Origin of the sequence: Geothermobacter ehrlichii, from assembly GCF_008124615.1 — a bacterium.
GTDB classification, from domain to species: Bacteria; Desulfobacterota; Desulfuromonadia; order Desulfuromonadales; family Geothermobacteraceae; genus Geothermobacter; species Geothermobacter ehrlichii.
The window spans coordinates 160750-186232 of record NZ_VNIB01000003.1; the positions used below are offsets into that span (position 1 = coordinate 160750).

A 25483-nucleotide genomic window follows, 5' to 3' on the forward strand; every position below is an offset into this window, starting at 1 on the left:
GGATTCATGAACATCATTGTTGTCGGACTCAGTCACCATACGGCGCCGGTTGAAATTCGGGAGCGGGTCGCCTTTGCTCCCGAAGCCATGGAAGAGCCCCTGAAGCAGGTTCTTGCTCTGCCCGAAATCGCCGAAACCATTATCGTCTCGACCTGCAATCGGGTCGAAATCTATGCCACGACCCGTGATGCTGAAGCGGGCATCGCGGTGTTGCGCCGCTTTCTCGCCCGTTACCATGGCCTTGCCGACGAGGTTCTGGCCCCCCATCTTTACGATTACCAGGGGGCGGAGGCGATTCGCCATGTCTTCCGGGTTGCTTCCAGCCTCGATTCGATGGTGATCGGCGAGCCGCAGATTCTTGGCCAGATCAAGACCGCCTACGGCTATGCCAGCGAATACCGGACGGTCGGCCTGATTCTCAATCGTTTCCTGCACAAGGCCTTCTCCGTCGCCAAGCGGGTGCGGACAGAGACCAACATCGCCGGCAACGCCGTCTCCGTCTCCTTTGCCGCCGTCGAACTGGCGCGCAAGATTTTCGGTAGCCTTGACGGCAAGGTGGTGCTGCTGATCGGCGCCGGCGAGATGTGCGAACTGGCGGCGCGGCATTTCATCAACAACGGCATCAGCCGGGTTCTGGTGACCAACCGCACCTTTGCCCGGGCCGAGAAGCTGGCCGCCGAATTCAACGGCCGGCCCATTCCCTTCGACGAGTACGTGGACCATCTTCCGGAAGCTGACATCGTGTTGACCTCGACCGGGACACCGAACTTCATCCTGGTGCGCAGCCAGGTGGAAAAGGTGCTCAGACAACGGCGCAACCGGCCGATGTTCTTTATCGATATCGCCGTGCCGCGCGATATTGATCCGGAGGTCAACGAGGTTGCCAATGTCTATCTCTACGATGTCGATGACCTGCAGGGCGTGGTGCAGGCCAACCTGAAGGAACGGCAGAAAGAGGCGAAAAAGGCCGAGGCGATCATCGACCAGGAGATCGGCCAGTTTCATGGCTGGCTGGCGACTCTCGAGGTCAAGCCGACCATCGTTTCTCTGCGGCGGAAATTCGAGGAAATCCGGCAGAATGAGGTCGAGAAGACCCTGCGCAATCTGAAACATCTCGGCCCGAAGGAAGAAAAGGCGATTCACGCCATGACCTCGGCCATCATCAACAAGATCCTGCATTCCCCCATCAGCCGTCTCAAACAGGCGCAGAACGGGGATGACGGCGATCTGTACGTCGACGCGCTGCGGGCCCTGTTCGAGCTGGAGGTGGTGCCGGCGCAGACGGAATTGAGGCCGTTGGGCGAATCCGGACAGGACTGACATCAAAGCACGGCAAGGAGCTTAGACAGAAACATGGCCAAAAAGAAGCTGAAAATCGGCACCCGCGCCAGTCAGCTTGCCCTCTGGCAGGCGAACTGGGTCAGGCAGCAGCTGGAAAACCGTTACCCCGACCTCGAGGTCGAGTTGGTCAAGATCAAGACCCAGGGCGACAAGATTCTCGACGTTCCGCTGGCCATGGTCGGCGGCAAGGGGCTGTTCGTCAAGGAGATCGAGGAAGCCATGCTGCGGGGCGAGGTCGATATCGCCGTGCACTCGATGAAGGATGTGCCGACCGTTTTCCCCGACGGTCTGGACCTTCGCTGTATCACCGCCCGCGAGGATGTGCGCGACATCTGCATTCTCAAGCCCGGCTACAAGAGCTTTCGCGACCTGCCGCCGGGAGCGCGCATCGGCACTTCGTCATTGCGGCGCAAGGCCCAGCTGCTGCAGCTGCGGCCGGATTTCAGGATGGTCGATATTCGTGGCAATGTCGAAACCCGCATCCGCAAGCTGACCGAAGAGGACCTCGACGCGGTGGTGCTGGCGGCCGCCGGCATGAAGCGGCTCGGTTTTGCCGAACAGATCAGCGAGTATCTGCCGGTGGATATCTCCCTGCCTGCCATCGGCCAGGGGGCTCTTGGTCTGGAAAGCCGCATCGACGACGATGAAACCAACGCTCTGATCGACTTTTTCAACGAGCCGGCCACGGCGGCGGCGGTGACGGCCGAGCGGGCCCTGCTGGCACGGCTCGAAGGCGGCTGCCAGGTGCCAATTGCCGCCTATGCCACTGTCGAGGGACAGACGATGACTTTGCGCGGGCTGGTGGCCAGTGTCGACGGGGCGGAAGTGATTCGCGGTGAAATCAGCGGCCCGAGCGGGGAGGCGACCCGGCTCGGTACCGCGTTGGCCGACGATCTGATTTTGCGCGGCGCCGGCAGGATTCTGAACGAGGTCTACGGCACCGAAACCTTTCAGCCGGACCGCGAAGACGTCTGATTCTGACTGCAGACTGCGATGATTGCTGAGCGCACAGAGACGGGCATGGTCTACCTGGTCGGTGCCGGACCGGGCGACCCGGGCCTGATCACCGCCCGCGGGCTGGACTGCCTGCGCTGTGCCGAGGTGGTCGTCTACGATTATCTGGCCAACCCGGTCTTTCTCGACGAAGTGCCTGCCGGGGCCGAGCGGATCTATGTCGGCAAGACCTGTGGTTGTCACCATACACCCCAGGAGCGTATCAACCGTCTGCTTGTCGATCGGGCACGGGCGGGCAAAAGGGTGGTCCGCCTCAAGGGTGGCGACCCCTTCATCTTCGGCCGGGGCGGCGAGGAAGCGCAGGCGCTGTTCGAGGCCGGCATCCCCTTCGAGGTGGTGCCGGGGGTGACGGCCGGGTTCGCCGCCGCGGCCTACGCCGGCATCCCTCTGACCCATCGGGATCATACCACCAGTCTCGGACTCTTTACCGGCCACGAAAAGCCGGAAAAGAAGCTCTCCAGCCTCGACTGGGAAAAGCTGGCCACCGGCATCGGCACCCTGGTCTTCTACATGGGCATGACCAATCTGCCGGTCATCTGCGAGCAGATGATGCGCCATGGCCGGTCGCCGCAGACGCCGGTTGCGGTCATTCGCTGGGCGACGACGCCCCGGCAGCAGGTGGTCGAGGGGACCCTGGAATCGATCGTCGACGAAGTGGCAAGAGCCGGCTTGCGGCCGCCGGCGGTCATCATTGTCGGCGAGGTGGTCGGCCTGCGCCGGCAATTGCGCTGGTTCGAGGATCGACCCCTGCTCGGCCGGCGGATTCTGGTCACCCGCGCCGCGGGCGGTGCCGGCGATTTCGGCCGTCTGTTGGAGCAGCGCGGGGCGGAAGCGGTGCTCTGTCCGGTGATCGCCTTCGCCGATCCGGCGGATTTTGCGCCGCTCGATGCCGCCATCGAGGCCTTGGCCGGCTATGACGATCTGGTTCTGACTTCGGCCAACGCCGTCGCGCGTTTTTTCGACCGCCTGCGCCGGCTGGGTCGCGACCTGCGGGCACTGGGCGGGGTACGGGTGGTGGCCGTCGGACCGAAGACGGCGAAGGCCCTGGAGGAGCGGGGGATTCTCGCCGATCTCGTCCCGGCCGACAGCCGGGCCGAGGGGGTGGTGGCCGAGCTGCTGGCTGCCGGTGTTGCCGGTCGTCGCATTCTCTATCCGCGCGCCGAGTTGGCCCGCACGGTCATTCCTGACGAACTGGGCAAGGCTGGCGCCAGCGTCGATGCACCGGTGCTCTATCGCACCCTGCCCGATGCCGAAGGCACCGCCCGGCTGCAGCAGGCCCTTGCCGGCGGGCTGGACGCGGTGACCTTCACTTCGTCGTCGACTGTGGTCAATCTGTTCGAATTGGCCGATGACGACCAGCGGCGGCAGCTGGCGACGCTGCCTCTTTTTTCCATTGGTCCCGAAACCAGCCGGACCCTGCGCCGGCTCGGTTTGCCGATTGCCGGCGAGGCGAAGTCGTCGACCCTGGAAGGGCTCGCCGAAGCCGTAACCGCTTATTTCAGCGGTTGACGGGCGCATAGCCGCCTGTTGGCCGCAGCGACTGGAGGTGCCAGATGTTTTTCCCCGAGTATCGTGCCCGAAGGCTGCGGCGCAGCGACCAGCTGCGGCGCATGGTGCGGGAAACCCGCCTGAGCGTCGATGACCTCATCTATCCGATGTTTTCCGCCCATGGTGACAATATCCGCAAGGAGATTCCCTCCATGCCGGGGATCTTTCAGCAGTCGATCGACCATATCGTCGCCGAGGCGCGCGAAGTGCACGAGCTCGGCATCCCGGCGGTGATTCTGTTCGGCATTCCGGAATGCAAGGATTCCCTGGGACAGGACGCCTACAGCGACAGCGGCATCATCCAGCGCACGGTGCGGGCGATCAAGGCCGAGGTGCCCGAGCTGGTTGTCATCACCGATGTCTGCCTGTGCGAATATACCGATCACGGCCATTGCGGCGTCATCCGTGACGGCGACGTGGACAACGACGAAACCCTGAAGCTGCTGGCGGCCGAGGCGCTCTCCCATGCCCGTGCCGGCGCCGACATCGTGGCCCCGTCCGACATGATGGACGGTCGGGTGGCGGCGATCCGTGAGCTGCTCGACGCCAACGGCTTCAGCCATGTTCCGGTGATGAGCTACGCCGTCAAATACGCCAGCGCCTATTACGGTCCTTTTCGCGACGCCGCCGAATCGACGCCGCAGTTCGGCGACCGGCGCTCCTACCAGATGGATCCGGCCAACCGGATCGAGGCGTTTCGCGAAGCGGCCCTGGACGTGCAGGAATGCGCCGATTTCCTCATGGTCAAGCCGGCACTGGCCTATCTCGACATCATTCGCGATCTGAAGGAGCGGTTCGACCTGCCTCTGGTCTGCTACAATGTGTCCGGCGAGTATTCGATGATCAAGGCCGCCGCCAGGGCAGGATGGATCGACGAAGAACGGGTGATGCTGGAGACGCTCACCGGCATGAAGCGGGCCGGAGCCGACCTGATCATCACCTACCACGCCAAGGAGGCGGCCAGGCTGCTGGGCGGCTGAATCCGCGTCCTGGATCGGCAAGCTTACGCCCTGCCCAGGTGGCAGGGCGTTTGTTTAGGGGATTACCAGGGATGTTCGGCCGCCTGCGCGATGGCCCGAAGCTTCGGAGCCAGACGCGGAAGCTCGGCGGCGGTGGTGTGAGCGGAGACTTGCCGACGGCTGTTGGCCCGGGCGTCGGCCTGGTCCTGCGGGTTGCACAGAAGCATGCCCCCCACCAGAAGCAGGGCGAGCAGGGTGACGCAGAGGGCGTATCCTTGCTGGTTCATGGCGTTTTCTCCGGTAAAGATGTGCGCTTTTTACCTTTTCGACATCCGGGTGGTAAAATTTTAGCAGCAAACAGTCTGCTATACTTGCAGCTGAACGGGCCGACAAGCCGGAAGGCGGAGTTTTCATGCCGGAATCGATGCAGGAGAGCCAGCCGCTCAGCCGCTCCGAACAGATCACGGCCATCTCCCACTACTACCGGGCCGAAGTGCAGCGCAGTCTCGCCTGGCGGGAGCGTCTGGACAGGACCACCAACTGGGCGGGAGCGACCGCTACCGCCTTTCTCGCCTTCGGGTTTTCGCATCCGGAAATCCATCATTCGATCTTCGCCTTCGGCTACGGCATCCTCTTTATTCTGCTTTTCATCGAGGCGCGCCGGTTCCGTTTCTTCGATGCCTACGAATACCGGGTGCGCCTGTTGAATCAGTATTTCATCTACGATATTCTGGCGCACGGTTCGCTGCCGACCGACTTCGACCAGGAAGACAGAACCTACTGGCGGGCGGAGCTGGCCTCGGATTTGCGCTATCCGCAGTACAAGATGGGATTGCGTTCCGCTCTTTGCCGGCGGCTGCGGGCCAACTACGTCTATTTCTACGTGCTGCTGGTCTGCGCCTGGATGGTCAAGGTCTGGATTCATCCCCAGGTGGCCCGGAGCTGGGACGACTTTTTGCGCCAGGGTTCCATCGGCGATCTACCCGGCACCATGGTCCTGCTGCTGCAGCTCGTCTTCGTTGCCTGTCTGCTGTGGTTCAGCCATCTCGGTCGCCGCAGCTACGGTGGCCGGGACATGCTGCATACCAAGTAAGGTTCGGAAATTCTATGCAGATCGAAAGCGAGCGCCTTGCCAACGGCCTGCGGCTGGTGGTGGTGCGGATGCCCCACCTGCACAGTGTCGAGATGGTCTGCTATGTCGGCGTCGGTGGCCGGAACGAAACCCGGCCAACGGCCGGCATCTCCCATTTCGTCGAGCACATGCTGTTTCGTGGTTGCGACGGCTACCCGGACAGCATCACCCTGGAGCGGGCCTTCGAGGATATCGGCGGCGGCGCCAACGCCACCACAGATGTCGAGACCACCTGCTATTTCAGCCGGCTGCATCCGGAGCGTCTGGAAGAGGGCGCCCGGCTTTTCGCCGCCCTGCTGCGCACGCCGTACTGGCGCGAGATGGAGACCGAGCGCCGGATCATCCTCGAAGAGGCGCGGGAGGACTGGAACGAACAGGGGGAGATCATCAACCCCGATACCCTGACCAACGCCCTGCTCTGGCCCGGCACCGCCCTCGGCCAGCCACTGATCGGTACGGCGGAGTCGCTGCAGGCGCTGGCGTCGGCGGATCTGCGGGGCCATCATGCCCGCTACTATGCGCCCGCCAACGTCGTGATCGTTCTCGCCGGACGGGTGGAGCCTGACCGGGCCCTGGCCGCCGTCGACAGGGCTTTCGGCGACTGGCGCGTCGCCGGGCCGGACTTCACGAAGGTGTCTCTGCCGACGATGCAGGGGCCGGCTTCGGTCTGGGTGCGCGATTCGGCTTCGCAGATCAATGTTCAGTTCGCCCTGCGCCTGCCCTGGGGGCGGGAAGGTTCCGGCGCCTTTCCCCTGCGCATCTGGCGTCGCATCCTTTCCTGGGGCGGCGGCTCGCGGCTGATGCTGCGGCTGCGGGAAGAACTCGGCCTGACCTACCATGTCGAGGCCGCGCTGCACCTGCTTGCCGACACCGGTACCCTGACCATCGATCTGGCGCTGCAGCCAGACAATCTGGTGCGGGGAGTGAGCGAGGTTCTGCTCCAGTTGCGGCGCATGGTGGAGGAGCCGCCGGCGGTGGACGAGCTGGCGCGGGCGGTGCGCAATTTCCGTTACGACCTCGACTACAGCCGGGATATCCCGGAAGAGATGGCGGTTCGCTACGGCTGGGGAGAACTGGTCGGCTACCGGCGCAGCATCGAACAGGACCTGGCGGCGGCCGAGGCGCTGACACCGGCGATGATGCGGCAGGTGGCGGAAGAGGTGGTCCGGTCCGACCGGCTGGCCCTTGCCGTGGTCGGTCCCTGGCGCCCGGAGCAGCGGGAGGCGGTGGAACGCCTGCTGCGCCAGCCGTTCTGAGGCCGGCGGGAAGATGTGAATGACGACGGGCCTGCCGGCATGTTGCCGGCAGGCCCGTCGTCGTTTGTGGCAGTCAGGATTCCAGGTAGCGGGGAATCACTTCGGCCAGGGTCTGGAAAATCCGGGTGAAGGTCTGCTCGTCCCGCTCCAGCAGGGTGATGCGGAACCCGAGTTCGGGGGTCGAGAAGGAGGAGAGGGGAACGACGCAGATGCCGGTCGAGGCCAGCAGGTAGTAGACGAAGCGTTTGTCGAGGGTCATGCCCGGTTCGGCGACCAGTTTTTCCACCAGCTGCCGGACGCCGTCGTTGTCGATGGGCAGGGTCTGGTCGTGGCGCAGCCGGCCGCGCTCGAAGATCACGCTCATGTAGAAGGCGCCGTTGGTCCGGTTGACCTCGATGCCGGGCACGTCCTTGAGCAGGTCGTAGGCGATGTTGGAGAACTTTTCGTAGCGCGCCTTGCGCTCCTCGAGCCAGCCGGGATATTTCGGATGGCTGAGAATCAGCGGAATCGCCTTCTGCGGCAGGGTGGTCGAGCAGACCTCGACCATCTTCGAGTCGACAATGCTCTGGATGTAGCGGGCGAAGACCGGATCCTTGTCGGCGTTGTAGACCTCGATCCAGCCGCAGCGCGAGCCGGGCCAGGGTACTTCCTTGCTGATCCCCTTCATCGAGATCGCCGGCACGTCCCCCACCAGGTCGGAGATCGGCCGGGACGACTGCCCGTTGTAGATGAGATTCATGTAGATTTCGTCGGCGATGATGAACAGATCGAACTCGCGGGCGATGGCGATCATTTCCCGCAGGATGCGCTCCGGGTAGACGGCGCCGGTCGGGTTGTCGGGATTGATGATCAGGATGCCGGCGATCGACGGATTGTACTTGACCGACAGCCGCAAATCGTCAAGGTCGGGGTACCAGTTGTTGTGGGGGTCGAGGCGGTAGGTGACCGGCTTCTGTCCCGAATGGGCTCCTTCGGCCGAGGAATGGGTCGAATAGGTGGGCGAGGGGCCGATCACCCGCGCCTCGCGCCGCAGCAGGCCGTAGACCTTCTGGATGGCGTCGCCCAGGCCGTTGAAGAAGATGATGTCTTCCGGCGTGATCTGGGCACCGCCGCGGGCGTTGTTCAGCTGCGCCAGAAATTCCCTGGTTTCGAGAACGCCCTTGGTGGCGCAGTAGCCGTAGGAGCAGTCCTTCATCGCCAGGTCGGCGACGATCTGCTTCATCCAGTCCGGAATCTTCTCCCCCTTGGCGATGGGGTCGCCGATATTCTCCATGTTGGTACGGATGCCGAGCTGCTGCAGCTTTTCGGCGATCTCGACGATGGCGCGGATTTCGTAGGTCCATTCCCCGGCGCCGATGTGGACGATGTTGTTGCGCATGTCAGTCTCTCCTGCTTTGATGGGGCGACAATAAAAAAGGCCATGGACGGTGCCATGGCCTGGTCAGTTCGTATCTGCCGTTATCAGCAGACGCTGCCATGAACACACCCGTTCCCTGCGGCGTTTGCGGCCGCGGCGGTGGTAGCTCGTGCTGCGTTGGCAGCCGGCGACGGAATGGCGGATGCTTTGACGATGTTCATGGCTCGCAATGTTATCGGGCTGGTTAGCACAGCCGGAACGTCTTTGTCAACCGGGAAGATGCGCCCGGTGCCTCAGAAGGGACGCCGCTTGCGCCGCGACAGCTTGCCGAGAATCCAGCCGAAGAAGAGCACACCGGCACCGGCGAGAAACCACTTGATGCTGCCTGTGGTCAGCAGGCTGGCGTTCTCTTCTTTGAGCCGCTCGACTTCTGTAGCCAGGTGGCCGTTCTCTTCCCGCAGCCGGTCGCGCTCCTGGGTCAGCTCAAGCAGATTGCGGGACGCTTCGAGCAGCTTCTGGTATTGCCGCGAGGTCTTGTCGAAGCGGGCCTTGTGCTGGGCCAGCTCCTCCTGCAGCCTGGCGTTGGCGGACTGCAGGGCAGCGAGCTGTTCGCGCATCTGGCTGTTGTCGTCGCTGGCGGCCGCAAGCTGCCGTTTCAGCTGTTCGATCTGCTGCGCCTGTTTCTGGATGGTGAACTTCTTCGGCGTCCGGTCGGTGATGTATTGCCTGAGGACGTAACCTTCCTTGCCGTCGGTGGTCCGTACCCGCAGAAACTTGCCTTCTTCGCCGAGAATCTCGACCCGGGTATCGGTCTTCAGATGGTCGAGGATTTCGTACTCGGCCGTCGGCGCCGAGCGGAGGGTCAGGACGAGCTGGTCAGTGACATAGCCGGTCTCCGCCGAGACGGCGGTGGCGGCCAGAAGCAGGCCAAGCAACAGGAAGGACAGGCGAAGCATGGCAACCTCCGGAGATGCGAAATCGAATCAGCGGCAAGCATAGGACGTTGCAGGGCGTTAATCAACCCCGAAAGCGCCTGCTGGTCCGCTTCGCACGTCCGGTTTGCATTCAGGCCGTCCCGGCTGGCGGAAACGGGGCGTTCGGACAGAAGGCGCTGCCCGGCCGTTGGTGGCAGCCTCCGGGTTCAGTTCTTTTGCCCGGTGTCGATCAGGTCGTCAAGAATGGCGGCCGCCTCGAGGGCGTAGGGATCTTTGCGCACGTTCTCACGCCAGCGCTCGAGCTTCTCGTCGTCGGTTCCGTCGAGCTCGTCTTCGCCCTGCATGCCGTCGTGGAAACGACCGTTTTTGCCCAGGCCGGCTTCCAGCTCTTCCCGCTGTTTGCGGGCCTGCTCCAGGTTGAGGCTGACTTCGCTCTTTTCACGCTGTTTTTTGGCCTCTTCGGCTTCCCGCGCGATCTGCTGGAATGCGTCGTTCTTGGTGACCCGTTCAGCGCTGCGGCGCTTCAGCTCGGCCGTGGGCAGGGGGAACGGTCGCCACGGTGTGTAGTCCGCCGGCTGCACGGTGTCCCAGGGCAGGGCGTAGTCGATGTATTTTTCGCCGCTTTCGACGTAGCGCATCCGGTCGGGCAGCTCCAGATCGGCCTCCACCCCCTTGGCCTGGGTCGAGCCGCCGCTGACGCGGTAGAATTTCTGGGTGGTGATCTTCAGGGCGCCGAGGGGCTTGTACTTGTCCATGTTGCGGAAGGGAATGGCCCGGTCGAGATCGAGAATGGTCTGGACCGTCCCTTTGCCGTAGGTGTGTTCGGAGCCGACGATCAGGGCCCGGTGGTAGTCCTGCAGAGCGGCGGTAAGGATTTCCGAGGCCGAGGCGCTGAAGCGGTTGACCAGCACCACCATGGGACCGCCGTAGACGATGTCGTCGTCCTGGTCCTCAAGGACGCGGATCCGGCCGTTGCTGCTCTTGACCTGCACGATCGGTCCTTCCTCGATGAACAGTCCCGAGATGTTGACGGCGTCGGTCAGGGCGCCGCCGCCGTTGTTGCGCAAATCGAGGATCAGCCCCGCCACCTTCTGCTTCTTCAGCTCTTCGAGGGCCTTTTTCACATCGTCGGTGACGTTACGCCCCGTCCCCCCCTGGAGCCGGCTTTTGAAATCGCGGTAGAAGCTCGGAATCTTCACGTAGCCGAAGGTGCGGCCGCTCTTCGGATCGTCGAGGGTGGTCCAGCGGACGAAGGTCTCTTCGATCTCGACTACGTCGCGGACGATGGCGATGACCTTGGTCTTGCCGCTCGGCTTGCGGACCGTCAGCCGCACCTCCGTCCCCTTGGGACCGCGGATCAGCTCCACCGCGTCGCGCAGCCGGGTGTCGGTGACGTCGACCGGATCCTCGTCTCCCTGACCGACGGCGAGGATGATGTCCTCGGCTTCGAGCTCGCCCTGGCGGGCGGCGGCGCTGCCGGGAATGATGCGGACCACCTTGATGAAGCCGTCCTCCTCCCTCAGGGTGGCGCCGATACCTTCGAGGGAGCCGCGCATGCCGATTTCGAAGTCTTCCTTCTGCTTCGGCGCAAAGTAGGTGGTGTGCGGGTCGAAGGCCCTGGCGATGGCGTTGAAGTAGCGGTCGTAGTGATCCTGCAGAGTGTCCTTGAGCAGACGTTCGAAAAAGTTGTTGAACCGCTTGCCGATCTTTTCGCGCGCCTCGGCCTGGGTCGGCGTTTTTTTGCCGCTGTCTTTCGCAGTTTTGTCGTCTTGCTCAAGGGTCAGCATGCGGACCAGAACCTGGTATTTGAGAATCTTGCGCCAGCGTTCCCGCAACTCCTTTTCGTTTTTGCACCAGTCGAGTTTTTCCGGGTCGGTTTCCATCCGCTCGTCGCGGCTGAAGTCGAACTTCTGCTGCAGGATCTCGCGGGCCATGGTCTGCACCTGGCGGATGCGTTTTTCGATCAGCTTGCCGGCGATGACCGGCAGTTCGATGCGTCCCTGGTTGATCTCGTCGTCGATGCGGTCGGCATAGACCTTCAGCTGCTCGACGTCGCGGGCGAGCAGAAAGCGTTTCTGGAAGTCGAGCTGTTTCAGATAGAGGTCGAAGGCGGCCTTCGACAGGTTGTCGTCGAAGGTCTTGCCGCTGAAATGGTGCTGGGTCAGCTGTTGGCGCAGAACGTAACTCAGCAGCCGGGCGCGGCTGGCGACCTGGTCGTCGCTTTGTTGGGGCTGGGCGAAAGCAGGGCCGGTGACGAGGGTGGCCAGCAGAAGGACGGGCAGGCAGAGACGCAGAAGTGTACGCATGTTCATTTTCCGTTTCGGCAGGAGATGTTCCGAAGGCGCTTTCGGCAAATCAATGCGAAAGACTACCACAGCAGAGGCGGCTGCGGCAAACGCAGCTGGGATCTTTGGGTCAGATTCTGACGCTGATTCGGGTGCGGACAGGCTTCTCCGGCGCGGCGTCGTCCGCCGGCAAAACGCCTCGGGCGGCGAGGGTGCGCCGGGCCTGCTTCGAAGAGATGGCGGGAGAAGATGCGGAGCTTGCTGCTGTCGGTGAGAGCCGGTCGTTTTCTGCCGCCAGCCTGCGGGCCTCGCCGCTGAGGCTGACCCGGTCGCGAATCGGGGGAAGGTCGCCGTTTCGGCCGCGGTTCGGGCCGTTTGCGGACGCCGGTCGGATGCCGGCCGGGGCGTCGGGGCCCTGCCCGGAGAGACGGACCCGGTAGGCCGGATTGAATCGGGAATCGAGGGTCATGGCGGCGGTTCGCTTTGCGGGAAGATGGTTTACCTCTGCTTGTCGGCGGCTGCGGAAAATTTCTTTAGCAGATTGTTGAAAAACTATTGCGGGTGGCGATACGGCGTTGAAAACAGCCTCCAAATGCTCATTTGCTGGTATGTAAACTGCGTTTTGTCGGCCGTTTTCGCCCTGTCTTGCCCACCCTCATCACGTTTTTCAACACCCTGTTAGCGGCATGTCGAAAGACGAGATCGCCGTGAAAGACGGACAGGTCGGTCTGTTGGGCTTTCATCGGGGAATGTCAGAACGGTTTCAGCTGTTTGCGGACGGCCTTGTCGAGCAGCGCCACCGGTTGTTCCGCGCGCAGGCAGCGCAGAAAGTCGGCCAGCGCCAGGGCATCGTCCAGTGCCCGGTGTCGGCTGACACAGGCGATCCGGTGCCGGCTGATGATGTTGTCGAGGTTGTGGCGGCGCTCCTGCGGGTAGAGCTGCCGGGAGAGTCTGACCGTGCAGAGGGTCGGGCAGGCGAGACTCTGGTCGAGGCGGGCGTATTCGGCCTGGAGAAAACCGTAGTCGAAGCGGACATTGTGGGCTACCAGCAGCCGGTTCGCGAGCCGCTGGCGCAGGCTCCCGGCGATCTCCGCGAAGGTCGGCGCGTCTTGCAGCATGGCGGTGGTAATGCCGGTGTAGCCCTCGATGAACGGGCTGAGCCGCCGCTGCGGGTTGACCAGGGTCGACCAGCGTTCTTCTTCTTCGCCGCCGCGCACGAGTATCAGGCCGATCTCGATGACCCGGTCGCGGGTCGGGCCGGTTCCGGTGGTCTCGAGGTCGATCACGGCCAGGGGCCGGTCGAGCAGGCAGGCTTCGTCGGTGCCGAACAGGCTGGGCTGATTCAGCACTCGAAGTCGACGGCGATGATCGATTCGCAGATCGACTTGACGTGGCCTATGACCTTCTGGTGCTCCGGATGCACCTGGTAGCGCTGCAGGGCCTCGAGGTCGTCAAACAGCGAGACGAGGGCGAAGTCGTAGGAGCGTTCCGACCGGACGATGTCGCGGCCGAAGAGATATTCGCGGATCTCCCCGATCTGTTCCGGCAGGGCGCTCAGCATGTCGAGCAGCCGGTCGATCTGTTCTTCGCTGGTGTCAGGACGGAATTTGAAGAAGACGAGATGTTTCAGCATGAGTCGAGCTCCGTAGCTGCCGGACAGGCCGGCCGGTTGTGGTTGCGGCAAGTTTGCCGCAGCTTGGGAAGGCTGACAAGTTTTTTTCCGTTACGGGATGAAGACGCTGCGACCCTGCCGGCATCCCGCTCTTCTGCTATGCTGAAACGAGGAACATCCTGTCAGAGTTGGAGTCTCCATGCCCGTGCGTCTGCCCTTCCGCTACCTGAAACCGGTCTTTTTCGGCGGCCTGTTCGACGACCCCCTGCTCTATGTCAAGATCCGCCCCTCGGGTCGCGGCCTGCTGTTCGATGCCGGCAAGATGCAGCATGTCGCCAAGCGGGTGCTCAAATCGCTGGACGTGGTCTTCGTCAGCCACGCTCATATGGATCATTTCATGGGCCTGGCGGCGCTGACCCGTTCCATGCATGTCAGTTCGCGCCAGCTCAGGCTTTACGGCCCGCCGGGGATTCTCGACCGGCTGTATCACCTGCTGGCCGCCTTCGACTGGAACCTGGCCGAAGACTGGTGGGGCAGCTGGCTGGCGCATGCCGTCGGCGAGCGAGCGATGAAAGTCTGCCATTTCGACGGCCGGACAGGCTTTGCCGCGGGGCCGGTCGAAAGCCGCATGCACGACGATGGCTGGATCTACCGCAACACTTACCTGCGGGTGCGCGCCCTGATTCTTGATCACAAGATTCCGGTGCTGGGGTTCTGTCTCGAAGAGCGGCCCGGTTTTGGTGTCGACCTGGAAGAAATACGACGACTGGGGCTGTCCCCGGGGGCCTGGATCGACACTTTGCGGCTGCTGGTGCGGGAGGGTCGGCTGGACCAGCCGGTCGAACTGCCGGCTGTGGCCGCGACGCTGGGACCGGCACCGACGGCCGGCCGGCTGTATCGGGCCATCGGGGTTCCCGGCCGGCCGGCATCCCTGGTCTACCTGACCGATTTCGGTATGACTGAAGCCAACTTTGAGCGGCTTTGCCAGCTGCCGGTTCGGCCGACCCTGCTGGTCTGCGAATGTGCCTTTCTGCGCGAGGAAAAGGAGCAGGCCCGGCGCAGCATGCACCTGTGCACCGAGGATCTCAACCTGCTGCTCGACCGGCTGCGTCCCGACTTCGTGCTGCCGATGCATCTGTCCAAGGCCTTTCTCGGGCGCAGTGCGGAACTTTACGCCGAGCTGGAACCGCCGTCAGGTACGCAGGTGCTCAGGCTGCCTGATTACTGCAGTCCGCGCCCGCTGTTGGCGGATGATGTACAATGGAGGTGCAGCCGTACCGGCGGCGGAGAGGAGCGGACATGGGACTGTTGATCGACGGGGTCTGGCATGACCGGTGGTATGACACCGAAAAGAGCGGCGGACGGTTCGAGCGCCAGCCGAGCCGGTTTCGCGACCGGATTACCGCCGACGGCAGCTCCGGCTTTCCGGCCGAGGCGGGGCGCTATCACCTGATCGTCTCCCTGGCCTGTCCCTGGGCGCACCGCACCCTGATCATCCGTCGGCTGAAAAAGCTGGAAGAGGTGATCAGCCTGGCGGTGGTCGATCCGATCATGGGTGACGAAGGCTGGGTCTTCGCCGGCGAAGGGGAGCCGGTGACCGGCGTGCGCCGGCTGTACGAACTCTACACCCTGGCCTGTCCCGATTACAGCGGTCGGGTGACGGTGCCGCTGCTCTGGGACCGGAAGACCGGCACCATCGTCAACAACGAGTCGAGTGAGATCATACGCTTTTTCAACCGTGAGTTCGACGCCTTCGGCGAGCGGAGCGTCGATTTCTGTCCGCCGGAGCTGCTGGCGGTGATCGACCGTATCAACGCTTTTGTCTACGAGCGGATCAACAACGGCGTCTACCGCTGCGGCTTTGCTACCACCCAGCAGGCCTACGAGGAGGCCTGCCGACAGCTGTTCGCCGCCCTCGACCAAATCGAGGAGCTGCTCTCCCGGCAGCGCTATCTGGTCGGCAATCGGCTGACCGAGGCCGACTGGCGGCTGTTCACCACTCTGGTGCGCTTCGACGCTGTCTATTACGGCCACTTCAAGTGCAACCTGCGGCGCATTGCCGACTATCCGCATCTTTTCGGCTATCTGCGCGAACTCTACCAGTGGCCGGGGGTGGCCGACACCGTCGATTTCGCTCACATCAAGCAGCACTACTACCGCAGTCACCGCCAGATCAATCCCACCGGCATCGTGCCGCTCGGCCCGGTCCTCGACCTGACGGCTCCGCACGGCCGTGACCGTCTCGGCTAGCGGCTGTTCAGGATTTGGTTGGCAGAGTGAAGAAGAGCCTGGCGCCTTCGCCGGGCCTGCCTTCGGCCCAGATCCGGCCACCATGGCGTTCGATGATGCGCTGGACCGTCGCCAGGCCGATGCCGCTGCCCGGATATTCGTTTCCCTTGTGCAGGCGCTGGAAGGGGAGAAAGATGCGGTTGGCGCAGTCGCCGGGAAAGCCGCAGCCGTTGTCCTCGAGACAGAAAGCGACGCCGGAGGCGTGCGGGACGGTGCCGAAGCGGATGATGGCGGGATCGCTGTTGGCGCTGTATTTCACCGCGTTGCAGACCAGGTTTTCCAGGGCCACGGTCAGCATCGCCTCGTCCCCCCAGGTGCAGAGGTTGGGGGTGACCTCATATTCGATGTGCCGGTGCGTGAGGGCCGACCGGCTGTGTTCGAGCCCCACGGCGACGATATGGGAAAGGTTGACCAGTTCCTTTTTCAGCGGCACCCTTTCCAGCTGGCTGAGCTGAATGAGGGCGGTGACGGTCCGTTCGAGTCGCTCGACCGACTGGACGATCAGCCTCGGGCTGGCGAGTTCCTTGCCGTCGAGCTCGTTCGACAGCACCTCGCTGGCGACGCGCAGACTGGTCAGGTTGCCCCGCAGGTCGTGCGCCAGAGCGTGACTGAACATCTCCAGGTCGCGGTAGGCCTGGCGCAGCTGCTGATGGCTCTGCTGCAGTGCCTCGGCGTTGCGGCGGGCCTTTTTCAGGCTGAACCAGCCGTAGCTCAGGCCGGCGCTCAGGGCCAGGCCCGACAGCAGCCGGATGGCAATTTCGCGGGGAGAAGGGCGGAGAATCTGCTCGATGAAGGTCCCCTTGTCGAAAAAGACGGCATCGAACAGGACGTTGAGGAGATAGTAGCAGACGAAGATGCCTATTCCCCAACGGACGAACTGCCGTCTGGCGACGGCACGCGGTGTCGGCAGCTGCTCACGGGCTGGCGTCATGGCCTGCTTTCCCCTCCTGTCGTGGCAGAAAGCCGGGCGAGTCTCTCCTGTCTTGACCGGAAATGACGGCGATGAGAACAGAACTATAGCCTTTTTATCATGATTTCGGGCCAATTTCAGAATTTAGGCGGAAAAAATGTGCGATCCGGCCGGGAATATCGCCGGCCGGAAGGCTGGCGACCGGAACTTCCGGCAGCGAACGGAGAAAGGTACGGCCGTAGCCCCGGCGCAGAACGCGGGTGTCGAGGATGAGAACCACGCCCCGGTCGTCGCGATGACGGATCAGCCGGCCGAATCCCTGTTTGAAGCGCAGCACCGCCTGTGGCACCGTGTAATCGATAAAGGGATCGCCGCCCCGGCGGCTGATCTCTTCGGCCCGCGCTTCCAGGATCGGCTCGGTCGGCACCCGGAAGGGAAGGCGGGTGAGGATGACCTGCTCCAGGGCGCGTCCCGGAACGTCGACGCCTTCCCAGAAGGAATCGGTGGCGAACAGAACGCTGGTCGTATCCTGCCGGAAGTGCCGCAACAGCAGATGGCGGGATATCTCCCCCTGCCGCAGGCAGCGGTAGCCGCGGGCCTCCAGGGTCGGCTTCAGCTGGCCGTGAATGCGGCGCAGCAGGCTGTAGGAAGTGAACAGGACGAAACTGCGGCCGTCGGCGGCGAGAATCGCCCGTTCGATCAGTTCGGCGGCCGGTTCGACGAACCGGTTGTCGGTCGGTTCCGGCAGGTCGGCGGGAACCAGCAGGCAGGCCTGGTTGCCGTAGTCGAAGGGCGAGGCCAGGCGCAGTTCGGTCACCCGGACCGGCTCCACCAGGTCGAGGCCGATCCGCCGGCGCAGGTAGCGGAAACTGTCGCCCACCGCCAGGGTGGCGCTGGTCATCACCAGACTGCGGTAGGGGTCGTAGAGAGCGTCCTTCAGGGTCTGCGCCACCTCCAGAGGAGCGGTCTGCAGGCGGACGATCAGTCCTTCACCGCGGCCGATGCGACCCCGGCGCAGCTCCATCCAGGTGCAGTTGGCCTCGTCGGCGGAGGTGAAGGCGAGCAGGTCGGCCGCCAGCGCCTCCAGCCGCAGGCTCATGCCGGAAAGATCGGTCAGCAGCGAGCTGACATCCTCGTTGTCGCCTGTCGGCAGGTTGTCGCAGCGCTGCAACAGCTTGCGGATACCGTCGGCCAGCTGCGCCACCTGGCCGGCGAGGCCGTTGAGTCGTTCTCCCAGCCGTTGCCAGCAGGGATGGCTGATTTCGTCCGGCAGGACGCGCAACTTCATTTCGTTGCGCTCCGGCGGGTCGAGCCCTCGCAGCTTGAGCAGGTCGGCCGCAGCTCTTTCCAGCTCTTCCGGGGCCTGCTGCTGCAGGGTGTCGCGCAGCAGCAGCAACTCTTCGATGCGGTCGGCAAGACCGCGGTAGAGCTCGTCGGCGCTGTCCGGCAGGGCGGTGGCCAGGGTCGACTGCAGTTTCGGCAGCAGCCCCTTGTGGGGCTTGCGGGGATGGCGCAGGCGGTTGAGCAGGCGGGAGATGCGGAAACGGTTGACCTGGCCGGCGAAGTAGCGGGTGGCGACATCCTCGAGGTGGTGTGCCTCGTCGATGATGACGCGGGCAAAGGGAGGCAGTACCGCCGCCGTGCTGTAGTTGTCGGTCTGTCGGCGGACCGCGAGGTCGGACAGGAGGAGGGCGTGATTGACCACCAGCAGGTCGGCGCGGGCCGCCTGCCGTCGCGCCCGGTGCAGAAAGCAGCGCTGGAAATGGCGACAGCGGGCGCGCCCGCACTGGTCGACCTCGCAGCAGACATCCTCCCAGACGTCATCGCGTGGCGGCGTCGGCAGCTCTTCCTTGGACCCTTCCGCCGACTGCTCCGCCCAGGCGATCAACTGGGCCAGCTCGGCGGCCTGTTCCTGATCGAACAGGCCGGGTTCACGGCGGGCGTTTTCCAGTTTGCGGCGGCAGATGTAGTTGTTGCGCCCCTTGACCAGGACGGCGCGAAACTCCAGGCCGGTTGCCCGCTGGAGGAAGGGCAGGTCCTTGCCGATGAGCTGCTCCTGCAGGTTGATGGTGTTGGTCGACACCACCACCCGCTCCCTGTTGCGCAGGGCCCAGAGCAGGGCCGGCAGCAGGTAGGCCAGGCTCTTGCCGGTGCCGGTCCCCGCCTCGATCAGGGCGATCCGGTCGCGGTTGAAGGCGTCCGCCACCGCCAGGGCCATCTGCGTTTGTTGGGGACGTTCTTCGTAGCCCGGCAGGTTGCGGGCGATGACGCCGTTCGGGCCGAGCAGCTCGCGGATCTCGTCCGGGTCGAGCGGCGTGCTCTCTTGCCGGGCGAAGGGCTCGATCACCGTGTAGCAGCTTTCGGCCTCGTTGTCGACGATGAGAAAGCCGACGCCCAGCTCGGCCAGGCGGCCGGCGATGTCGAGATCGGCCGAAGACGGTTCGAGGCGGCCGGACGGATGATTGTGCAACACCACGTCCCCGAAGCGACAGGCCTGCAGCACGGCCGGAACGGCGTCGCGGCGGCCCCGGGCCAGCACCTCGACGGAGATCAGTTCGCAATGATCGTCGGTGTGGCCGAGAAAGAAGACCTCGTTGCCGCCGGCTTCGCGGATGGCGTTGCGGATCTGGATGCTGACGGCCTGACTGAAGGGAACGGGCAAGCAGGGACTCCGGAAGGGTTGATTGGTTCGCGATTCATTATAGGTTCCCCTCGGTCAAAAGAAAACCGGATAAAAAAAGGGCGCCCTGAGGGCGCCCAAAGGAGGCAACGAGAGCCGTAGGTCCCGTTGTTGTTGCTCAGTTTTCGCCCCGGATCGCCAGGTAGCGGGTCGACTGGCCGTGGCGGACCAGCAGCAGGGCCTTGCCGCCGCGACTCTTCTTCAACGCTTCGCGTACCTGGGCCGGGGTAGTGACGGCGATGCGGTTCACTTCCTGGATCAGGTCGCCGCGCTCGATGCCGGCTTCGTCGGCCGGCGATCCCGGATCGACGCCGGCGACCAGAACGCCCTTTTCACCTTCGTAGCCGAGTTTTTCGGCCAGGTCGGCCGTCAGCGGCTGCAGCTGCAGTCCAAAGCTGCTGATCGAGCTGGTGCCGCTCTTGCCCGGTTTTTCATCCTCCATGGCGCCGATGGTGACCTTGATCGTCTTCTTCTTGCCGTCGCGGAGAATCCGCAGTCGGACCTTGGTCCCCGGTGCGGTCAGGGCGACGCGGTTGCGGAAATCGGCCACCTTGCCGACCGGGTCGCCGTCGATTTCGAGAATGACGTCTCCTCGCCTGATGCCGGCCTTTTCCGCCGGCGAATCCTCGATGACCTGAGCGACCAGAATCCCCTCGCTCTTGTCCAGGCCGAAGGAATCGGCCAGGTCGCGGGTCAGATCCTGGATGTAGACGCCGAGCCGGCCGCGGGTGACTTTGCCGTGCTTGACCAACTGGTCGCGGATCTGCTTGGCCATGTTGATCGGAATGGCGAAGCCGATTCCCATGTAGCCGCCGCTGCGGCTGAAGATGGCGGTATTGATGCCGATCACCTCGCCGTCGAGGTTGACCAGCGGGCCGCCCGAGTTGCCGGGATTGATGGCGGCGTCAGTCTGGATGAAGTTTTCATAGTCGTTCAGACCGATGCCGCTGCGCCCCTTGGCGCTGACGATGCCCGCGGTCAGGGTATGGGACAGGCCGAAGGGGTTTCCGACGGCCAGGACCCAGTCGCCGACTTCGAGCTTGTCGGAATCACCCAGCTTCAGAAAAGGCAGGTCGGTTTCGTCGATCTTGATCAGGGCGATGTCGGTCGCCGGGTCGGTGCCGATGGTGTCGGCGGTGAATTCCCGGCCGTCGAGCAGGCGGACGGTCACCTTGTCGGCGTCTCCGACCACGTGGTTGTTGGTCATGATCAGGCCGTCGGGCGAGATGATGAAGCCGGAGCCTTGGCCGATGGCGCGGCGCTTGTGCGGTTTCTGCCGGTGTTCCGGCATGGGCGGGGCGCCGAAGAAGCGGCGGAAGAATTCGTCACCGAAAGGGAATTCCGGCATGGTGACTTCCGATTCCTTTTCCACCTTGATGAAAACGACGGCCGGCGAAACCTTTTTCGCCACCGCCCGGAAGGCCTGGCCGGTCTGCTTCAGGCTTTCGATGCCGTCCTTCTGCGCCAGAACCGGACAGGCGGTCAGCAGGGCGGCAAAGAACAGGAGCAAGGTCGCCAGCAGGACTGACAAGCTGATTTTGGTGATGTTCGCTCGTGGTTGCATCTCGTCGACACCTCCAGTTTCGTTCGTCTGTTTAGGGATTCCCAGTTGCCTGTTCAGTGGACCGACGCCGGTCGCCGCGGGGGGCAATACTGGCGCACGGTTTCGACCAGAGCCTCGATGTCGAAGGGCTTGTCGAGTATCTTGACCGCGCCGAGCCGCCGCGCCTGCTCGTGAGTCGATTCATCGCCGAAGGCGGTCATGCAGATGGTTGGCGGACGGCGCTTGCTGTCGAGGGTGGCCTCCAGGACCTCGAGCCCGGTCATGGCAGGCATGCGCACGTCGGTGATCACCAGGTCGATTTCGGCGTTGGTTTCCAGGCGCTCGAGCAAGCTCAGGCCGTCGCCGCAGCTCGTAACCCGGTAACCGGCCTGATACAGGCAGAACGCAAGCAGATCACGCATGGCCGGATCGTCTTCGGCCAGAAGAATGTGTGGCTCTGATGGCTTGTTTGCTGCGTACATCGGCTCAACCTCTCTCGTCGTGCTGTTAACTGATAGACGCACGGCCCGTGCCAACAGCCGCAAACGGCCGGCTTCATTGCCTCCCGATGGAGAAATTGTCGTCGGTCACAAAGGAAGGAAACCGGACTCTCCAGATATAATGCATGGTTATGGGGCCATTGCAACTTATGCCTGTCGGGGAAGGGGCGTTTGTCTTTCGGCCGGAAAACGGCCAAAGGGTCATCTGACGAGCAGAGAAAGGGCGGGGCGGATTGCCCCCGCTGAGGCAAAATGCCTCAGCGGGGGCGTTCGCCGGCCTGGAGTTTGCGGTAGAGGGTCTTGCGGTCGATGCCGAGAATGCGGGCGGCAACGGTGCGGTTGCCACCACAGGATTCGAGAACCCGTTCAATGTAGCGGCGCTCCACCTCGGCCAGGGGGAGCAGCGGAGTGTCGGCGGCCAGTTCCGGAACCTGTCGGTGGTGGGTGTCCTGTTGCAGGCGCGGCGGGAAGTCGTCGGGAGTCAGCCGATCGTGCCGGGTCAGCGCCACGGCCCGTTCGATGACGTTGCGCAGTTCGCGGATGTTGCCCGGCCAGTCGTAGGCGAGCAGTCTGGCGGCGGCAGGCTCGGAGAGCCCCTTGACCGGTTTGCCCATCCGGTCGGCGAATTCGCTGCAGAAGGACTGGGCGAGCAGCAGGATGTCGTTGCCGCGGTCGCGCAGCGGTGGCAGCTCGATACTGATGACATTCAGCCGGTAGAGAAGATCCTCCCTGAACCGCCCGGCGGCGACCGCTTCCTCCAGATCCTGATGGGTGGCGGTGAGGATGCGGACATCGACGCTTATTTCCCGCCCGCCGCCGACGGGCCGGATGCGCTTCTCTTCGATGGCCCGCAGCAGTTTCGGTTGCAGGGCCAGCGGCATTTCGCCGATTTCGTCGAGCAGCAGGGTGCCGCCGTCGGCTTCGAGAAAGAGCCCCGGGCGGCTTTCCCGGGCGTCGGTAAAGGCTCCCCGGCGATGGCCGAAGAGCTCGCTTTCGAGCAGGGTTTCCGGCAGGGCGGCGCAGTTGACGGCGACGAAGGTCCCCTGTCTGCCGCTGAGCCGGTGCAGGGCGCGGGCGGCGAGTTCCTTGCCGGTGCCGCTTTCGCCGGTGATCAGGACCGAGGTGTCGAGCGGCGCCACCCGCCCGAGCAGGTCTTTCAGCTCGCGCATGGGGGGGCTGTCGCCCAGGATGTCGGTCGATGGCCGGCTGCGGGCGATTTCGGCGTCGAGCAGCTGAACCTTGCGCTGCAGCTCCCGGTGCTGGCGGGCGCGGCGCAGGGCATGCTCCAGCAGGTCGAGATCGATCGGCTTGGTGACGAAATCGTAGGCACCGGCGCGCAGGGCGTCGATGGCGGTTTCCAGGCTGCCGAAGGCGGTGATGATCAGCACCGGCAGGTCAGGCCGGTCCTGGTGCAACTGCCGGCAGAAATCGATGCCGCTGGTGCCGGGCATGTTGAGATCGGTCAGAACCATGTCGACATCATGTCCGGCGAGCAGTTCCCAGGCCCGACCGGCTCCATCGGCCGTCAGCACCTGGTAGCCCCGTCGCTCGAGATCTTCGTGGAGCATGTCGCGCATGGCGCTGTCGTCGTCGATCACCAGGACAGTCGCCGGTTGGTTCCTGCTCACGCCGTCATCTCCTTTTCATGCTGCTGGTCCGCCGGCAGATAGAGGGTGAAGCAGCTTCCCTCGCCGGGGGTACTTTCGACACCGATCCAGCCACCGTGATCACGGGCGATGCCCCATGCGATGGACAGGCCGAGGCCGGTCCCTTCGCCGACATCCTTGGTGCTGAAGAAGGGATCGAAGATGTGGTCGAGGTGGTCCGGTTCGATGCCGGTGCCGGTGTCGCAGATCGACAGGGCGACCCAGCCGGCGGCCGGAGCGACCTCTTCCGGCGGATTCACCTCGCCCGGATCGAAGACGCGAAAGGTGAGGTTGCCCCCCCGCGGCATCGCCTGAATGCCGTTCATGGCGAGATTGACCAGCACCTGCTGCAGCTGTCCGGCGTCGGCACTGACCCTGGGGGTGGGATGGTCGCAGCTCTGGTACAGCGTGATCCCCTGTTTTTCGGCCGTCGGACGCAACAGTTCGCAGACCGCGGCCGCCAGGTTGTCGAGGTTGAGGGGGGTTTTTTTCGGAGGGTTGCGGCGGGCGAAGTTGAGCAGCTGACGCATGATGGCCGTCATCCGTTCGGCCTGTTCGCCGATGATGACGGCGCTGCGGCGGACTTCTTCGTTGTCGGCCATGGCGGCCAGCATCTTGGCCCGTCCGGCGATGACGTTCAGCGGCGTTCCCAGTTCGTGGGCCATGCCGGCCGAAAGCCTGCCCAGGGTCGCCAGGCGTTCGGTGTGGCGCAGCTTTTCCAGGGCCTCGAGCCGCAGCTGTTCGGCATTGCGGGCCGAGGCGAGCTGGTCGCGCATGCGATCGAGGGCCAGGGCCAGTTCCCCGAATTCATCTTGCCCGAATCCCTTCAAGGGAGAGGAAAAGTCACCCGAGGCGATGCGGTCGGCTTCGGCTGCCAGCCGCTTGACCGGCCGGTCGACCCAGATGCTGCCGATGACGGTGATCAGCAGCAGGCTGCAGGCGATGCCTGCCGACAACATGAAGGCCGAGCGTCGCATGCTTTCGCTGACGTAGCCGCGCATCTCCTCCAGGGATTCGCTGACCTCGATGGCTCCCATGCGTCCTTCCGGAGTCGCCAGGGGGATGTAGGTGAAAAGATAGTCTTCCCCCGCGTGGGTTTCGGCGAGAATGGTCACCGGCTCGCCCACCTTGGCATCCGCCAGCTTTTCATCGTCTATGGGGGCGTTGCGCTCGTCGACGCCTGGACCGAGCCAGACCCAGCGGACCAGCAGGTTGCGGCCGAGATTGCTGGCACGGCGCAGAAACTGCAAGGCGGCTTCGGTTCCCTGGCGCTCCATGATTTCGTCGACCATTTTGGCCAGGGTGCGGGCGACCAGGCGGGCTTCCCGGCTGAGGCTGGCCTTGATCTGTACCCTTTCGCGCTGGACCGACTGCCAACTGTGAATAGAGAAGAAGATGGCCAGGGTCAGAACCAGGGCGAAGGCGATTTTGATGGTCAGGCGCATGGTCGGGCTCCGGTCCGGGGTTTTCCCGGCTGCTGGGCATTATGCGTTTTGCGTCTCGCTTTGTCCAGCCGCAGGGATGGTCGGAACGATCAGGGCCGGCGCCCGACTCGGCTCTCAGGTGGGCAGATAGCGGGTGATTCCTTCGAAAAAGGGTGTCGGTTCGATGCCGAAGGTCGTGGCCCACTCGCTGGGGTCGCACTCGTTCCCCTCAAGGAGCATGGTCAGCTGGCTGCTGGTGATGGGAAACTGGGGGAGCGATTCGAGCAGGGCGACGACCGGCTTCATGAAGAAGACCGGGTGGTGGAGCTTGCCGACCCTGTTTTTGCCCAGGGCCCGGCCGACCAGATCGAGAATCTCGTTGTAGGTAAAGCTCTCCGGTCCGCCACAGTGGTAGATCTGGCCGATGCTCTCTTTTTTTTCCAGGGCGCTCACAAAGCCTTTGGCGACGTCCTCGACAGCGACCGGGGTCATGCGGTAGCGGCCGTCGCCGATGACCGGCATCACCGGGTACCTGCGGATCATCGCGGCCAGCATGTTGACGAACTGGTCCCTGGCACCGAAGATCAGCGACGGGCGGAAGATGGTCCAGTCGAGGATAGAGTTTCGCACCGTCTCCTCACCCTGCCACTTGGTGCGGTGATACGGGGCAACGGCGTCCGCCCGGGTGCCGTTGGCACTCATCTGCAGGTAGCGCTTCACCTCCTGTGCCTCGGCTGCTTTGACTATGTTGCGGGTGGCTTCAAAATGGAGCCTTTTGAAGGTGATCCCTTTGGCTGGAAATTCGCGGATGATGCCGACCAGATGGATGACCGCGTCGCAGCCCGAGAGCGCCCCCTCGAGGCTCTCCGGCAAGGTGGCGTCCCCGCGGTGGAAGGTCACTCCATCGCGCACCGCCAGCTTCTTTTCCGAGCCGGGCCGGACCAGAGCGGTCACTTCATGCCCGGCATCGATAAGCTGGCGGATGATTTCGTTGCCGACAAAGCCGGTGCCGCCGGTGACAAAGACTTTCATGACAAGCCTCCAATTTACAG

General features: G+C 63.8%; 22 protein-coding genes. 8 read left to right on the top strand and 14 right to left on the bottom strand.

The annotated features are described in order from the left end of the window. The first annotated feature begins 6 nt into the window (after positions 1-6). From hemA to hemB, 4 genes are read left to right on the top strand one after another with little or no spacing between them, the layout of a single operon-like run. Positions 7-1320 carry a glutamyl-tRNA reductase gene (gene hemA, locus EDC39_RS04780; protein WP_148895235.1) on the top strand — a complete coding sequence of 438 codons (1314 nt, stop codon included), beginning with the start codon at positions 7-9 and terminating at the stop codon, positions 1318-1320. Between the two features lie 33 nt (positions 1321-1353). Continuing rightward, positions 1354-2316: a hydroxymethylbilane synthase gene (hemC, locus tag EDC39_RS04785; RefSeq protein WP_148895236.1), complete on the top strand. Its 963-nt coding sequence runs from the start codon at positions 1354-1356 to the stop codon at positions 2314-2316. Positions 2317-2334: 18 nt separating this feature from the next. Next, positions 2335-3864 carry a uroporphyrinogen-III C-methyltransferase gene (gene cobA, locus EDC39_RS04790; protein WP_148895237.1) on the top strand — a complete coding sequence of 510 codons (1530 nt, stop codon included), beginning with the start codon at positions 2335-2337 and terminating at the stop codon, positions 3862-3864. Between the two features lie 44 nt (positions 3865-3908). Then, entirely contained in the window at positions 3909-4883 is a 975-nt protein-coding gene (hemB, locus tag EDC39_RS04795) for a porphobilinogen synthase (RefSeq protein ID WP_148895238.1), read from the top strand. A gap of 62 nt (positions 4884-4945) precedes the next feature. On the opposite strand, the gene EDC39_RS04800 is transcribed toward hemB, so the two are convergent. Beyond that, the gene (locus tag EDC39_RS04800) at positions 4946-5149 is read right to left on the bottom strand and encodes a hypothetical protein (protein WP_148895239.1); all 204 of its coding nucleotides are present in this window, start codon (positions 5147-5149) and stop codon (positions 4946-4948) included. A gap of 125 nt (positions 5150-5274) precedes the next feature. Between EDC39_RS04800 and EDC39_RS04805 the strand changes: the two genes are divergently transcribed. Both EDC39_RS04805 and EDC39_RS04810 read left to right on the top strand, forming a co-directional pair. After that, positions 5275-5955 carry a DUF2270 domain-containing protein gene (locus tag EDC39_RS04805; protein ID WP_148895240.1) on the top strand — a complete coding sequence of 227 codons (681 nt, stop codon included), beginning with the start codon at positions 5275-5277 and terminating at the stop codon, positions 5953-5955. A gap of 14 nt (positions 5956-5969) precedes the next feature. Continuing rightward, positions 5970-7250 carry a M16 family metallopeptidase gene (locus EDC39_RS04810; protein ID WP_148895241.1) on the top strand — a complete coding sequence of 427 codons (1281 nt, stop codon included), beginning with the start codon at positions 5970-5972 and terminating at the stop codon, positions 7248-7250. 73 nt (positions 7251-7323) lie between these two features. Here the strand turns inward: EDC39_RS04810 and EDC39_RS04815 are convergent, their stop codons facing one another. The 6 genes from EDC39_RS04815 to EDC39_RS04840 form a co-directional block, all read right to left on the bottom strand. Next, positions 7324-8628, bottom strand: coding sequence for a pyridoxal phosphate-dependent aminotransferase (locus EDC39_RS04815; protein ID WP_148895242.1), 1305 nt, complete (start codon positions 8626-8628; stop codon positions 7324-7326). Between the two features lie 272 nt (positions 8629-8900). Next, positions 8901-9563: a TIGR04211 family SH3 domain-containing protein gene (locus EDC39_RS04820; RefSeq protein WP_148895243.1), complete on the bottom strand. Its 663-nt coding sequence runs from the start codon at positions 9561-9563 to the stop codon at positions 8901-8903. 185 nt (positions 9564-9748) lie between these two features. Beyond that, positions 9749-11848: a carboxy terminal-processing peptidase gene (locus EDC39_RS04825; protein WP_148895244.1), complete on the bottom strand. Its 2100-nt coding sequence runs from the start codon at positions 11846-11848 to the stop codon at positions 9749-9751. A gap of 109 nt (positions 11849-11957) precedes the next feature. Continuing rightward, complete coding sequence (locus EDC39_RS04830) at positions 11958-12296, bottom strand: hypothetical protein (protein ID WP_148895245.1); 339 nt, start codon at positions 12294-12296, stop codon at positions 11958-11960. A gap of 283 nt (positions 12297-12579) precedes the next feature. Continuing rightward, positions 12580-13176: a 3'-5' exonuclease gene (locus EDC39_RS04835; protein ID WP_187426652.1), complete on the bottom strand. Its 597-nt coding sequence runs from the start codon at positions 13174-13176 to the stop codon at positions 12580-12582. Next, on the bottom strand, positions 13170-13460 hold the full coding sequence (locus EDC39_RS04840) for a Dabb family protein (protein ID WP_148895247.1): 291 nt from the start codon (positions 13458-13460) through the stop codon (positions 13170-13172). The genes EDC39_RS04835 and EDC39_RS04840 overlap by 7 nt, the downstream gene beginning before the upstream one ends. Before the next feature lie 178 nt (positions 13461-13638). On the opposite strand from EDC39_RS04840, the gene EDC39_RS04845 reads away from it, so the two are divergent. Both EDC39_RS04845 and EDC39_RS04850 read left to right on the top strand, forming a co-directional pair. Continuing rightward, a complete protein-coding gene (locus EDC39_RS04845) occupies positions 13639-14751 on the top strand; it encodes an MBL fold metallo-hydrolase (protein WP_148895248.1) in 1113 nt (370 codons plus the stop codon). Further along, complete coding sequence (locus EDC39_RS04850; protein ID WP_148895249.1) at positions 14739-15689, top strand: glutathione S-transferase family protein; 951 nt, start codon at positions 14739-14741, stop codon at positions 15687-15689. The genes EDC39_RS04845 and EDC39_RS04850 overlap by 13 nt, the downstream gene beginning before the upstream one ends. A 7-nt stretch (positions 15690-15696) precedes the next feature. On the opposite strand, the gene EDC39_RS04855 is transcribed toward EDC39_RS04850, so the two are convergent. The 7 genes from EDC39_RS04855 to EDC39_RS04885 all read right to left on the bottom strand — a co-directional run bounded on the left by EDC39_RS04855 (position 15697) and on the right by EDC39_RS04885 (position 25463). Continuing rightward, complete coding sequence (locus EDC39_RS04855) at positions 15697-16659, bottom strand: sensor histidine kinase (protein WP_148895250.1); 963 nt, start codon at positions 16657-16659, stop codon at positions 15697-15699. Positions 16660-16756: 97 nt separating this feature from the next. Beyond that, a complete protein-coding gene (locus tag EDC39_RS04860) occupies positions 16757-19300 on the bottom strand; it encodes a helicase C-terminal domain-containing protein (RefSeq protein ID WP_148895251.1) in 2544 nt (847 codons plus the stop codon). 136 nt (positions 19301-19436) lie between these two features. Then, positions 19437-20882: a DegQ family serine endoprotease gene (locus tag EDC39_RS04865; protein ID WP_148895252.1), complete on the bottom strand. Its 1446-nt coding sequence runs from the start codon at positions 20880-20882 to the stop codon at positions 19437-19439. A gap of 53 nt (positions 20883-20935) precedes the next feature. Beyond that, a complete protein-coding gene (locus tag EDC39_RS04870) occupies positions 20936-21343 on the bottom strand; it encodes a response regulator (protein WP_148895253.1) in 408 nt (135 codons plus the stop codon). Positions 21344-21618: 275 nt separating this feature from the next. Then, positions 21619-22989: a sigma-54-dependent transcriptional regulator gene (locus EDC39_RS04875; RefSeq protein WP_246140179.1), complete on the bottom strand. Its 1371-nt coding sequence runs from the start codon at positions 22987-22989 to the stop codon at positions 21619-21621. Next, the gene (locus EDC39_RS04880) at positions 22986-24452 is read right to left on the bottom strand and encodes a sensor histidine kinase (protein WP_148895254.1); all 1467 of its coding nucleotides are present in this window, start codon (positions 24450-24452) and stop codon (positions 22986-22988) included. The genes EDC39_RS04875 and EDC39_RS04880 overlap by 4 nt, the downstream gene beginning before the upstream one ends. Positions 24453-24566: 114 nt before the next feature. Further along, entirely contained in the window at positions 24567-25463 is an 897-nt protein-coding gene (locus tag EDC39_RS04885) for a complex I NDUFA9 subunit family protein (RefSeq protein WP_148895255.1), read from the bottom strand. Positions 25464-25483: the final 20 nt, after the last annotated feature.